This window comes from Cupriavidus sp. R6-3, assembly GCF_059772245.1.
Window position 1 is genome coordinate 1 of the sequence record NZ_JCBAJO010000141.1, and the last position, 12,779, is coordinate 12,779.

The 12,779-nt window shown below is 68.5% G+C and carries 9 protein-coding genes; 6 read left to right on the forward strand and 3 right to left on the reverse strand.

Annotated elements, in window-relative coordinates; translation table 11 throughout:
- From AC6EI8_RS18400 to AC6EI8_RS18410, 3 genes are all read right to left on the reverse strand, one after another.
- The coding region (locus AC6EI8_RS18400) for an FAD binding domain-containing protein (protein WP_498382556.1) at positions 1–563 on the reverse strand (563 nt) is incomplete at its 3' end.
- Positions 564–580: 17 nt separating this feature from the next.
- Positions 581–3,043 carry a xanthine dehydrogenase family protein molybdopterin-binding subunit gene (locus AC6EI8_RS18405; protein WP_223819803.1) on the reverse strand — a complete coding sequence of 821 codons (2,463 nt, stop codon included), beginning with the start codon at positions 3,041–3,043 and terminating at the stop codon, positions 581–583.
- 13 nt (positions 3,044–3,056) lie between these two features.
- Positions 3,057–3,605, reverse strand: a complete 549-nt coding sequence (locus AC6EI8_RS18410; RefSeq protein ID WP_150084480.1) for a (2Fe-2S)-binding protein — start codon at positions 3,603–3,605, stop codon at positions 3,057–3,059.
- Between the two features lie 408 nt (positions 3,606–4,013).
- Between AC6EI8_RS18410 and AC6EI8_RS18415 the strand changes: the two genes are divergently transcribed.
- The 6 genes from AC6EI8_RS18415 (at position 4,014) to ubiE (ending at position 12,606) form a co-directional block, all read left to right on the forward strand.
- Positions 4,014–4,592 (forward strand): YqaA family protein, encoded by a 579-nt coding sequence (locus AC6EI8_RS18415; RefSeq protein ID WP_149320159.1) that lies wholly within the window; start codon positions 4,014–4,016, stop codon positions 4,590–4,592.
- Between the two features lie 156 nt (positions 4,593–4,748).
- Positions 4,749–8,723: a DUF3683 domain-containing protein gene (locus tag AC6EI8_RS18420; RefSeq protein WP_150084479.1), complete on the forward strand. Its 3,975-nt coding sequence runs from the start codon at positions 4,749–4,751 to the stop codon at positions 8,721–8,723.
- 10 nt (positions 8,724–8,733) lie between these two features.
- Positions 8,734–9,192, forward strand: a complete 459-nt coding sequence (locus AC6EI8_RS18425) for an HIT family protein (RefSeq protein WP_226108539.1) — start codon at positions 8,734–8,736, stop codon at positions 9,190–9,192.
- A gap of 228 nt (positions 9,193–9,420) precedes the next feature.
- The gene (locus AC6EI8_RS18430; protein WP_149320276.1) at positions 9,421–11,349 is read left to right on the forward strand and encodes an ABC transporter ATP-binding protein/permease; all 1,929 of its coding nucleotides are present in this window, start codon (positions 9,421–9,423) and stop codon (positions 11,347–11,349) included.
- A gap of 61 nt (positions 11,350–11,410) precedes the next feature.
- Complete coding sequence (locus AC6EI8_RS18435; protein ID WP_149320275.1) at positions 11,411–11,830, forward strand: gamma-butyrobetaine hydroxylase family protein; 420 nt, start codon at positions 11,411–11,413, stop codon at positions 11,828–11,830.
- A 44-nt stretch (positions 11,831–11,874) separates the two neighbouring features.
- A complete protein-coding gene (gene ubiE, locus AC6EI8_RS18440; RefSeq protein ID WP_498382557.1) occupies positions 11,875–12,606 on the forward strand; it encodes a bifunctional demethylmenaquinone methyltransferase/2-methoxy-6-polyprenyl-1,4-benzoquinol methylase UbiE in 732 nt (243 codons plus the stop codon).
- Positions 12,607–12,779: the final 173 nt, after the last annotated feature.

Sequence of the window (12,779 nt, forward strand, 5' to 3'; positions counted from 1 at the left end):
ACGCCGACCAGCGCAAAGCGCGAGGCCGGGTTGCGGAACTTGACGTAGGCCGCCTGCCGCGGACAGGGGAAGCGCACCGCGGTGATCAGCTCGTCCGGCTCGAGCGCGGTCTCGTACATGCCGACGAAGAAGTCGTCGGCGGCGATGCTGCGCCGGTCGGTCACCACGGTGGCGTTCAGCCCGAGCACCGCGGCCGGATAGCAGGCGGCCGGATCGTTGTTGGCGATCGAGCCGCCCAGCGTGCCGAGCGCGCGCACCTGGCGGTCGCCGATGCCGCCGGCCAGCGCGGCCAGCGCCGGCAGCCGGCGTTTGACCTCGGGGTGCGCCTCGACATCGGCGTGCCGCGCGCCGGCGCCGATCACCAGCGTGTCGCCCTCGACGCGGATATCGCGGATGCCTGGAATGCGGTTGATATCGACCAGCGTCGATGGCGCGGCCAGCCGCAGCTTCATCGCGGCGATCAGGCTCTGTCCGCCCGCCACGATCTTGGCGTCGGGGTCGTTGCGCAGCAGCGCGGCCGCGGCCTGGGCATCGGTCGCGCGTTGGAACTCGAATGCGTACATGGAAGTCTCCTCGCGCGTCAGATGGTCCGGGCCGCGGTGGCGGTCTGGCCGGTGGTCTGGTTCGCGGCCTGGCCCGCGGCCGGGGAAGCCCCCTGCGTGCCGCCGCCCTGCCTGGCCGCGTGGATCGCCTGCCAGACCCGGTGCGGGGTCGCGGGCATCTGCAGGTCGCGCACGCCCAGCGGCGACAGCGCGTCGATCAGCGCGTTGATGAAGGCCGGCGGCGAGCCGATCGCGCCGGCCTCGCCGCAGCCCTTGACGCCCAGCGGGTTGTGCGTGCACGGCGTGCCCTGCGCGGTCTCGACGGTGAAGTCGGGCAGATCGGCCGCGCGCGGCATCGCGTAGTCCATGTACGAGCCGGTCAGCAGCTGGCCGCTGTCGCCGTCGTAGACGCACTGCTCGAGCATCGCCTGCCCCAGCCCCTGGCCGATGCCGCCGTGCACCTGCCCCTCGACGATCATCGGATTGATGATGTTGCCGAAGTCGTCGACAGCGGTGAACTTGACCACCTGGGTCTCGCCGGTGTCCGGGTCGACCTCGACCTCGCAGACATAGGCGCCCGACGGATAGGTGAAGTTGGTCGGGTCGTAGAACGCGTTCTCGTTCAGGCCCGGCTCCAGCCGGTCGAGCGGGTAATTGTGCGGCACGTAGGCCGACAGCGCGACCTCGCCGAAGGTCTTGCTGCGGTCGGTGCCGGCCACGCGGAACACGCCGTTGCTGAACTCGATGTCGTCGGCCGACGCTTCGAGCAGGTGCGCGGCGATCTGCCTGGCCTTGGCCTCGATCTTGTCGAGCGCCTTGACGATGGCCGAGCCGCCCACCGCCAGCGAACGCGAGCCGTAGGTGCCCATGCCGAACGGCACGCGGCCGGTGTCGCCGTGCACCACCTCGACGGCGTCGAGCGGGATGCCGAGCCGGTCGGCCACCACCTGCGCGAAGGTGGTCTCGTGGCCTTGCCCGTGGCTGTGCGAGCCGGTGAAGACGGTCACGGTGCCGGTCGGATGGACGCGGATCTCGCCGACCTCGAACAGGCCGGCGCGCGCGCCGAGCGCCCCGGCGATATTGGACGGCGCCAGCCCGCATGCCTCGATGTAGCAGGAATAGCCGAGACCGCGCAGCTTGCCCCGGCGCTGGGCTTCGTCGCGGCGCGCCGGGAAGCCGGCCACGTCGGCCAGTTCCTGCGCGCGCTGCAGGCAGGGCTCGTAGTCGCCGGTGTCGTAGGTCAGGCCGACCGGCGTGGCATAGGGAAAGCTGCGGATGAAGTTGCGGCGGCGCAGTTCGGCCGGATCGATGCCGAGCTCGCGCGCCGCGGTCTCGACCAGGCGCTCGACCACATAGGTCGCCTCGGGCCGGCCCGCGCCGCGATAGGCGTCGACCGGCGCGGTATTGGTGAACACCGCCGTGACCTCGGCGTAGATCGCCGGGGTCGCGTACTGGCCGGCCAGCAGCGTCGCGTACAGGATCGTCGGCACGCTGGAGGCGAAGGTCGACAGGTAGGCGCCCATGTTGGCGGTCGTGTGGACCCGCATCGCCAGGAACTTGCCGTCGGCATCGAGCGCCAGTTCGGCGCGCGTGACATGGTCGCGGCCGTGGGCGTCGGTCAGGAAGGACTCCGAACGCTCGGCGGTCCACTTGATCGGCCGCTTGACTTTCTTCGACGCCCAGGTCAGCGCGACGTCCTCCGGATACAGGAAGATCTTCGAGCCGAAGCCGCCGCCCACGTCGGGCGCGATCACGCGCAGCCGCGATTCCGGCAGGCCCAGCACGAAGGCGCCCATCAGCAGCCGCTCGACGTGCGGGTTCTGGCTGGCGACGTACAGCGTATAGCTGTCGTCCATGCGGTTGTAGCTGGCGTTGACCGCGCGTGGCTCGATCGCGTTGGGGACCAGCCGGTTGTTGACGATCTCCAGCGTGGTCACGTGCGCGGCCTTGGCAAACGCCGCATCGGTGGCCGCGCGATCGCCATGGCCCCAGACGTAGCAGGTGTTGGCCGGCACGTCGTCGTGCACCAGCGCGGTGGCCGAGGTCGCGTCGGCGGTGCGCACCACCGCCGGCAGCTCCTCGTAATCGACCTCGATCTTCTCGGCGGCGTCGCGCGCCTGCTGCAGCGTCTCGGCCACCACCAGCGCGACCTGGTCGCCGACATGGCGGACCTTGCCCTGGGCCAGCACCGGATGCGGGGGCTCCTTCATCGGCGAGCCGTCGATGCTGTGGATCAGCCAGCCGCAAGGCAGGCCGCCGACCTTGTCGGCCGCCATGTCCTCGCCGGTGAAGACGCCGATCACGCCCGGCGAGGCCATCGCCTCGCGCGTGTCGATCGAACGGATGCGCGCATGCGCGTAGGGCGAGCGGACGAAATAGCCGTAGCTCTGCTGCGGCTGCACGATGTCGTCGGTGTACTGGCCGATGCCGGTCAGGTAGCGGTAGTCTTCCTTGCGCTTGACGGAGGCGCCGACCAGCCGTTGGGTCTCGGGTGCGTTCATGGCGGGCTCCTCCTTACTCGGCCGCTGCGGTGGCCGCTGCGTTGGTCGGTGCCGTGGCCGATGCGTTGGCCGATGCGTTGGCCGATGCAGCGCCGCCGGTCATCGCGGCCTGGCCCTGCTGCACCGCGCGCACGATGTTGTGATAGCCGGTGCAGCGGCACAGGTTGCCGTCCAGATGCGCGCGGATCGTCGCGGCGTCCGCGTTCGGGTGCTCCTGCACCAGCGCGGTCGCGCTCATCACCATGCCGGGCGTGCAGAAGCCGCATTGCAGGCCGTGGCAGTCGCGGAAGGCGGCCTGCATCGGATGCAGTTCGCCGTCGGGGGCCAGCCCCTCGATGGTGGTCACCTGGCTACCGTCCGCCTGCACCGCCAGCAGGTTGCACGACTTCACCGCCCGCCCGTCCAGATGCACGGTGCAGGCGCCGCATTGCGCGGTGTCGCAGCCGACATGGGTGCCGGTCAGGCGCAGCTGTTCACGCAGGAATTGGACGAGAAGGGTGTGGGGTTCGACCTGGGCGTCGACGGTCTTGCCGTTGACGGTCAGGCGGATGGGAATCGCCATGCTGGTCTCCATGTGGGTGGACGCACATGGCCGGCCCCGGACATCCCGCGTGTATCCCGAAAATGCGCGATGACTGCCCGGAACAGGCTACGGCGCGGTGCTGCCGCTTGTTGGAACGCGGCTATTTCGTGATGGTGGTGCAGCGAGTGTTACAGCAACGATGCAGCTAACGATGCAGCGGTCAATCCGGGCGACGGGCGATCCGCCGCGGTCCATCGGCCGGTGAACGTTCGGGCCGAAAAGGCTCTAACAGTAAATCACAAATCCCTGGGGTGTGCCATGCGGGTTGCCCCGTTCGGCGCTTGCTAGAATGGCCGGCCGCGTGGGCGGGGCAGGTCCGGCATGACCTTGTCGCCGACGGCCACCGTACCCCTCTTCGAACCCTGCACCGAACCACCGCATTCATCGATGGAAGGCCTGATCGACTGGCTGTTCGACACCGCCGCGCTGCCCAAGGTTGGACTGAGCGCGATCTTTCTCGTCAGCCTGCTGTCGGCGACGTTGCTGCCGGTCGGCTCGGAGCCCGCGGTATTCGGCTATATCAAGCTCAATCCGGACATGTACTGGCCCGCGCTGCTGGTGGCCACCGCCGGCAACACGCTCGGCGGCGCGATCGACTGGTGGCTGGGCTATGCGGCCAAGCTGGCGCTGGTGCGCTACCACCTGCGGCGCCAGCATCGCGAACACGAGCGCGAGCATGCCGAGCACCGCAAGCATCCGCGCAAGCCCCGCAAGCCGCCGCTGGACGCGCGCTACTTCCGCTGGATGCGCCGGCTCGGCCCGAAGACGCTGCTGCTGTCCTGGCTGCCGATGTTGGGTGATCCATTGTGCACATTGGCCGGATGGCTGCGCCTGCCGTTCTGGCCGAGCCTGGGCTACATGGCGATCGGCAAGCTGCTGCGCTATCTGGCGATGACCAGCGCGCTGCTGTGGATTCCGGACAGCTTCTGGCAGCGGCTCGGCGACACCATGCGGGCCTGGTTCTAGACGGTCCGCCGATTCCCGCCGCCAGCCGGAGTGCCCATCGCCCCAGCGCGGGTATGGAATTGCTGCGCCGCGGAAAAACGGGGCGTTGCAGTACAATCGCGCTTTAGTTGACGACAGGCGCACCGTCCCCGTGCGCCGCATGCCGCGGTCCCGCCCATGAATGCCCCACTCGTGCTCGACGCCAAGCTCGCCGCGCAGGACGCCCCTCCGCGCCTGCGCGAGATCCCCTATAACTACACCTCCTTTTCCGACCGCGAGATCGTGATCCGCCTGCTGGGCGAGGAGGCCTGGCGGATCCTGGACGAACTGCGGGGCGAGCGCCGCACCGGCCGTTCGGCGCGGATGCTCTACGAGGTGCTGGGCGACATCTGGGTGGTCCGCCGCAATCCGTATCTGCAGGACGACCTGCTGGAGAACCCGAAGCGCCGCGAGATGCTGATCTCCGCGCTGCACCACCGGCTCGCCGAGATCGAGAAGCGCCGCGCCGCCGATCGCGCCGAGCATGCCGAGCCGGCCGCCGAGGACCGCTCGCACCGGGTCGAGCAGCTGGTCACCTTCGCCCGGCAGGCCATCGAGGAATTCAAGCGCGAGTTCACCGACGCCTACGACCTGCGCAAGCGCGCGTTGCGCGTGCTGGGCCGCGTCACGCAGAAGGACAACATCAAGTTCGACGGGCTCTCGCGCGTGTCGCACGTGACCGACGCCACCGACTGGCGCGTCGAATATCCGTTCGTGGTGCTGACCCCCGACAGCGAGGAAGAGATCGCCGGGCTGGTCAAGGGCTGCTTCGAACTGGGCCTGACCATCATTCCGCGCGGAGGCGGCACCGGCTATACCGGCGGCGCCGTGCCGCTGACACCGTTGTCGGCCGTCATCAATACCGAGAAGCTCGAACAGCTGGGTCCGGTCGAGGAGACCGACCTGCCGGGCGTGCAGGGCAAGGTCGCGACGATCTTCTCCGGCGCCGGCGTGGTGACGCGCCGCGTCGCCGATGCGGCCGACAAGGCGGGCCTCGTCTTCGCGGTCGATCCGACCTCGATCGACGCGTCGTGCATCGGCGGCAACGTCGCGATGAACGCCGGCGGCAAGAAGGCCGTGCTGTGGGGCACCGCGCTGGACAACCTGGCCTGGTGGCGCATGGTGGATCCGGAGGGCAACTGGCTCGAGGTCACGCGCCTGGACCACAACCTGGGCAAGATCCACGACGTGCCGGTGGCCACCTTCGAGCTCAAGTGGTTCGACGGCAATCGCGCCCCGGGCGAGAAGCTGCTGCGCAGCGAGACGCTGGCGATCGAGGGCCGCAAGTTCCGCAAGGAAGGGCTGGGCAAGGACGTCACCGACAAGTTCCTGGCCGGCCTGCCGGGCGTGCAGAAGGAAGGCTGCGACGGCATCATCACCAGCGCGCGCTGGATCCTGCATCGGATGCCGCGCCATATCCGCACGGTCTGCCTGGAGTTCTTCGGCCAGGCGCGCGACGCGATCCCGAGCATCGTCGAGATCAAGGACTTCCTCGATATCGAGTCGAAGACGCCGGGCGGCGCGATCCTCGCCGGCCTCGAGCATCTGGACGAGCGCTATCTGCGCGCGGTCGGCTACGCCACCAAGAGCAAGCGCAATGCCTTCCCGAAGATGGTGCTGATCGGCGATATCGTCGGCGACGACGAGAACGCGGTCGCGCGCGCCACCTCGGAAGTCATCCGCATGGCCAACGGCAAGAGCGGCGAGGGCTTCGTCGCGATCAGCCCGGAGGCGCGCAAGAAGTTCTGGCTCGACCGTTCGCGCACCGCCGCCATCGCGCGCCATACCAACGCCTTCAAGATCAACGAAGACGTGGTGATCCCGCTGAACCGGATGGGCGAATACACCGACGGCATCGAGCGCATCAATATCGAGCTGTCGATCAAGAACAAGCTCAAGCTCGCCGACGAGCTGGAGAGCTTCTTCGCGCGCGGCAACCTGCCGCTGGGCCGCAGCGACGACGCCAACGAAATCCCCAGCGCCGAACTGCTGGAGGACCGCGTGCAGCAGGCGCTGACGCTGCTGCGCGACGTGCGCGCGCGCTGGATGTACCTGCGCGACAACCTCGACACGCCGCTGACGCAGGCGCGCGCCGCGCTGATCGGCCATGGCCTGGGCCTGCTGGGCCAGGCCTTCGAGGCGCGCCTGGCGCAGCAGCCCGATGCCGCGGTGTTCCACCTGCTGCAGGACCGCACCATCCGCGTATCGTGGAAGAACGAGCTGCGCGCCGAGCTGCGCAAGATCTTCAACGGCGGCGAGTTCAAGCCGATCCTCGACGAGGCGCAGAAGATCCACAAGCAGGTGCTGCGCGGCCGCGTCTTCGTCGCGCTGCACATGCACGCCGGCGACGGCAACGTGCACACCAACATCCCGGTCAACTCCGACGACTACGACATGCTGCAGGACGCCCACAAGGCGGTGGCCCGCATCATGGCGCTGGCGCGCTCGCTGGACGGCGTGATTTCCGGCGAGCACGGCATCGGCATCACCAAGCTCGAGTTCCTGACCGAGGAAGAGATCGGCGACTTCCGCCAGTACAAGCAGCGCGTCGATCCGCAGGGCCGCTTCAACAAGGGCAAGCTGCTGCCGGGCGCCGATCTGCGCAATGCCTATACGCCGTCGTTCGGCCTGATGGGGCACGAGTCGCTGATCATGCAGCAGAGCGACATCGGCGCGATCGCCGACAGCGTCAAGGACTGCCTGCGCTGCGGCAAGTGCAAGCCGGTGTGCGCCACGCACGTGCCGCGCGCCAACCTGCTGTACAGCCCGCGCAACAAGATCCTGGCCACCTCGCTGCTGATCGAGGCCTTCCTGTACGAGGAGCAGACCCGCCGCGGCGTGTCGATCAAGCACTGGGATGAGTTCTCCGACGTGGCCGACCACTGCACCGTCTGCCACAAGTGCGTGACGCCGTGCCCGGTCAAGATCGACTTCGGCGACGTGTCGATGAACATGCGCAACCTGCTGCGCAAGATGGGGCAGAAAAAGTTCAACCCCGGCACCGCGGCGGCGATGTTCTTCCTGAACGCGACCAACCCGCAGACCATCAACATGACCCGCAAGGTCATGATGGACTGGGGCTACAAGGCCCAGCGCGCCGGCAACGAGCTGATGAAGACGCTGGCGCGCAAGCAGACCGCGCATCCGCCCGCCACGGTCGGCAAGCCGCCGGTGCGCGAGCAGGTGATCCACTTCGTCAACAAGAAGATGCCGGGCAACCTGCCCAAGAAGACCGCGCGCGCGCTGCTCGATATCGAAGACAACGAGATCGTGCCGATCATCCGCAATCCGAAGGCCACCTCGGTCGAGAGCGAGGCGGTGTTCTACTTCCCGGGCTGCGGCTCGGAGCGGCTGTTCTCGCAGGTGGGTCTCGCCACGCAGGCGATGCTGTGGCACGTCGGCGTGCAGACCGTGCTGCCGCCGGGCTATCTGTGCTGCGGCTATCCGCAGCGCGGCACCGGCCAGTTCGACAAGGCCGAGAAGATCGTCACCGACAACCGCGTGCTGTTCCACCGGGTCGCCAATACGCTGAACTACCTCGACATCAAGACGGTGGTGGTCAGCTGCGGCACCTGCTACGACCAGCTCGCCGGCTATGAATTCGAGAAGATCTTCCCGGGCTGCCGCATCATCGACATCCACGAATACCTGCTCGAGAAGGGCGTCAAGCTCGAGGGCGTGACCGGGGCGCGCTACATGTACCACGACCCCTGCCACACGCCGATCAAGACGATGGACCCGACCAGGCTGGTCAACCAGCTGATGGGCGGCAACGGCGAGGCCGGCAGCATCGAGAAGAACGAGCGCTGCTGCGGGGAATCGGGCACGCTGGCGGTGACCCGTCCGGACGTGTCGACGCAGGTCCGCTTCCGCAAGGAAGAGGAAATGCGCAAGGGCGCCGGCAAGCTGCGCGCCGACGGCTTCGACGGCGACGTCAAGATCCTGACCAGCTGCCCGTCGTGCCTGCAGGGCCTGTCGCGCTACAACGAGGATGCCTCGGTGCAGGCGGACTACATCGTGGTCGAGATGGCGCGCCATCTGCTGGGCGAGAACTGGATGCCCGACTACGTCGCCGCGGCCAACGCGGGCGGCATCGAGCGGGTCCTGGTGTGAGGACCCGGCCATGAGCGCGGCGGAGCAGGGCGCGGCCCGCGTGACGGGCTGCCCGCTGTGCGAAGGGGAGGGAGGCGAGCTGGCCTGGCAGGATCCGGGCCGGCGCGCCCGCGTGATCCTGGTCGAGCACGAGCGCTTTCCCGGCTTCTGCCGCGTGGTCTGGCAGGACCACGTGGCCGAGCAGACCGATCTGTCCGATGCCGACCAGGCCTGGCTGATGCGGCTGGTGGCCCGCGTCGAACGCACCGTGCGCGACGCGATGGCGCCCGACAAGGTCAACCTGGCCGCCTTCGGCAACATGGTGCCGCACCTGCACTGGCACATCATCCCGCGCTATCGCTGGGACACCCACTTTCCCGAGGCGGTCTGGGCCGCGCCGCAGCGGGAGCGCGACGCGAGCCGCATCGAGGCGCTGCAGGCGCGGCTGCCGGCCTTGCGCGCGGCGCTGGCCGCGTTGCGGGCCGACTGACGCCGATCCCGACTGACGCCGATCCCGCATCGCGCTCCGGTCGCCCCGGCCGTCAACCCGGCCGTCAACCCGACGCGCCGCCAATGCGCTCAATAGGGATGTCTGCCCCGCGGGCGTGGAACCCGGCCGGGGCGGGCGCCGTCTGATGCCTGATCCGGCTGGATAGGCCGATGACGCCGTTTCCGCCAATTCCGCCGCTCCCGTTTTCCCCTTCGCCGACCCGACTTCATGTCCACGCCCACCACCGCTACCGTGCCCGGTCCCGCCGTTCCGGCCCGCGAGCTGCAGATCCAGAGCCGCCTGCGCTTTCGCGCGACCTGGGCGCTGATCAAGCCCTACTGGAAATCCGAGGACCGCAAGGCCGGCCTCGGGCTGTTGCTGCTGCTGGTCGCGCTGAACCTGGGCATCGTCTACATCAACGTGCTGCTCAACGAGTGGAACCGCGTGTTCTACAACGCGCTGGAGCAGCGCGACTACGCCTCGTTCAAGGAGCTGCTGCTGCGGTTCAGCATGATCGCGGCCTGCTTCATCGTCGCCGCGATCTTCCGCCAGTACTACACGATGATGCTGCAGATGCGCTGGCGGACCTGGATGACCAACCAGTTCCTCGGCAAGTGGCTGGCCTGGCAGGCCTACTACCGCATCGAGCAGACCCACGCCACCGACAACCCCGACCAGCGGCTGGCCGATGACCTGCGGCTGTTTACCGACGGCGCGCTGTCGCTGTCGCTCGGCCTGCTCAATTCGGTGGTCACGCTGGTGTCCTTCGTCGGCATCCTGTGGGCGGTGTCCGGGCCGATCAGCTTCGCGCTGGGCGGCACGACGATGACGATCCCCGGCTACATGGTCTGGTTCGCCGGCGGCTACGCGGTGCTCGGCTCGCTGCTGACGCACTGGATCGGCCGGCCGCTGATCGGCCTGAATTTCCAGCAGGAGCAATACGAGGCGAACTTCCGTTTCTCGCTGGTGCGGCTGCGCGAAAACGCGGAGCCGGTCGCGCTCTATCGCGGCGAGCCCACCGAGCAGGCCGGGCTGCGCGCGCGCTTCGAGCAGATCCGCGTCAACTGGAACCAGCTGATGTTCTATACGCGGCGGCTGACCTTCATCAGCTCGGGCTACGGCCAGTTCGCCATCATCTTCCCGATCCTGGTGGCCGCGCCGCGCTATTTCGCCGGCAAGATGACGCTGGGCGGGCTGATGCAGATGTCGACCGCCTTCGGCCAGGTGCAGGGCGCGCTGTCGTGGTTCGTCGACAACTACGCGACGCTGGTCGGCTGGAAGGCCGCGTCGAACCGCCTGATCGATTTCCAGCACGCGATTCGCGAGGCCCAGCGGCAGGAGCGCCTGCACGACGGCGAGCACGACATCCAGGTCAACGTCGGCGAGGCGCACGCGGGCGGGCGCGACCGCATCGAGATCGACGCGCTGGCGCTGGCCCTTCCGGTCCTGTCCGGCCCCGGCCTGCCGGTGGTCAAGCGGCCGCTGGTGTCGGCGTTCTCGCTGACGATCGAACGCGGCGAGCGCTGGCTGGTGACCGGTCCGTCGGGCTGCGGCAAGAGCGTGCTGTTCCGCGCGCTGGCCGGGATCTGGCCATACGGCAGCGGCTCGGTGGCGATGCCGGCGGCGTCGCGCACGTTGTTCCTGCCCCAGCGCAGCTACCTGCCGGTCGGCACGCTGGCCGACGCGCTGGCCTATCCGCAGGCCGGCGACGCGCATCCGGCCGAGGCGCTGCGCGACGCGCTGCGCCAGGCCCAGCTCGGCGCGCTGGCCAACCAGCTGGACGTGTTCGACAACTGGGCGCTGCGGCTGTCGCCCGGCGAGCAGCAGCGGCTGGCGTTCGCCCGCGCGCTGCTGTGCAAGCCCGATTTCCTGTTCCTCGACGAGGCCACCAGCGCGCTGGACGAGGAGACCGAGCGCGCCATGTACCAGCTGATGGTCGACGCGCTGCCCGGCGCGGCAATCGTCAGCATCGCGCACCGCAGCACGGTCGCGGCCTTCCACAATCGCCGCCTGCGCTATCTGCCGGAGCGCGAGACCTTGCAGTCCGATGGCGCGGCCGATGGCGTGGCGACCGAGGCCGGCGTGCCCCGGCCGGCGCTGGAAGATGGGCAAGGCGGGTCGCGTGCGGTAAGCTATCGGGTCGTACAAGAAGCGTGAACTCGGCGTGAGTCCCGACCCGGGGCCCGGGTTCGCGCCAACACGGCTGGCGCCGACAATCATGGCAGGACTGGAAAAAGATACCCCGCACCCCACCGCGCTGACGGTCCATACGCAATCGCGCGTGCTGGAAATCGGCTTCGACAATGGCGCCAGCTTCCGGCTGCCGTTCGAGTACCTGCGGGTCTATTCGCCGTCCGCCGAAGTGCAGGGCCACGGCCCGGGCCAGGAAGTGCTGCAGACCGGCAAGCGCGACGTCAACGTGACCGCGGTCGAGCCGGTCGGCAACTACGCGATCCTGATCCGCTTCTCCGACGGCCACGACAGCGGCATCTATTCCTGGGATCTGCTGTACCGCCTCGGCGCCGAGCAGGAGGCGCTGTGGCAGGACTACCTGCGGCGGCTCGAGGCCGCCGGCGCCGATCGCGACACGCCGATGCCGCCCGCCGCGGCGCACGGCCACGGCTGCGGCCACCACTGAGCCGGCCGGTCCCCACCGACTCCCCTGGATTTCTGGAGCCAGCGATGAGCGAAACCCACTTCGGGTTCGAGAAGGTCGACGAGACCGAGAAGGCCGGCAAGGTTGCCGGCGTGTTCCATTCGGTCGCGTCGAAGTACGACCTGATGAACGACCTGATGTCGGGCGGCATGCACCGGCTGTGGAAGCTGTTCACGATCGCCCAGGCCGGCGTGCGGCCGGGCCACAAGGTGCTCGACATCGCCGGCGGCACCGGCGACCTGGCCAAGGCATTCGCCCGCCAGGCCGGCCCGACCGGCGAGGTCTGGCTGACCGACATCAACGAATCGATGCTGCGCGTCGGCCGCGACCGGCTGCTGAACGACGGCATCGTGACGCCGACCTGCCTGTGCGACGCCGAGCGGATCCCGTTTCCGGACAATCACTTCGACCTGGTCACCGTGGCCTTCGGCCTGCGCAACATGACCCACAAGGACCGGGCGCTGACCGAGATGCGGCGCGTGACGAAGCCTGGCGGCAAGGTCATGGTGCTGGAGTTCTCCAAGGTCTGGAAGCCGCTGGAAAAGGCGTACGATGTCTATTCGTTCAAGGTGCTGCCCTGGCTGGGCCAGCGCGTCGCGGGCGACGCCCACAGCTACCGGTATCTCGCCGAGTCGATCCGCATGCACCCCGACCAGGAGTCGCTTGTGCGGTTGATGGAACAAGCGGGCCTCGAGAACGTCGAATACTTCAACCTGACGGCAGGCGTGGTCGCCTTGCATGTCGGCCGTAAGTACTGAATCAGCGCCGATTGCGGCGCAATAAAAGGGGATAACAAATCATGTCCACGATTCGCGGAAAATTCCTGGCGGGGTCGCTGGCCGGCATGCTGGCCTTCGGGATGGTGTTCGATGCGGAGGCCAAGCGCATGGGCGGCTCCCGCAGCTTCGGCAAGCAGTCGTCCAATGTGACC

Bases quoted from the DNA above. Each gene is read 5' to 3' on its own strand.
- AC6EI8_RS18430 (WP_149320276.1), top strand. From the start codon at position 9,421: ATGTCCACGCCCACCACCGCTACCGTGCCCGGTCCCGCCGTTCCGGCC.
- AC6EI8_RS18410 (WP_150084480.1), bottom strand. From the start codon at position 3,605: ATGGCGATTCCCATCCGCCTGACCGTCAACGGCAAGACCGTCGACGCC.
- AC6EI8_RS18420 (WP_150084479.1), top strand. From the start codon at position 4,749: ATGAATGCCCCACTCGTGCTCGACGCCAAGCTCGCCGCGCAGGACGCC.
- AC6EI8_RS18405 (WP_223819803.1), bottom strand. From the start codon at position 3,043: ATGAACGCACCCGAGACCCAACGGCTGGTCGGCGCCTCCGTCAAGCGC.
- AC6EI8_RS18435 (WP_149320275.1), top strand. From the start codon at position 11,411: ATGGCAGGACTGGAAAAAGATACCCCGCACCCCACCGCGCTGACGGTC.
- AC6EI8_RS18425 (WP_226108539.1), top strand. From the start codon at position 8,734: ATGAGCGCGGCGGAGCAGGGCGCGGCCCGCGTGACGGGCTGCCCGCTG.
- AC6EI8_RS18415 (WP_149320159.1), top strand. From the start codon at position 4,014: ATGGAAGGCCTGATCGACTGGCTGTTCGACACCGCCGCGCTGCCCAAG.
- ubiE (WP_498382557.1), top strand. From the start codon at position 11,875: ATGAGCGAAACCCACTTCGGGTTCGAGAAGGTCGACGAGACCGAGAAG.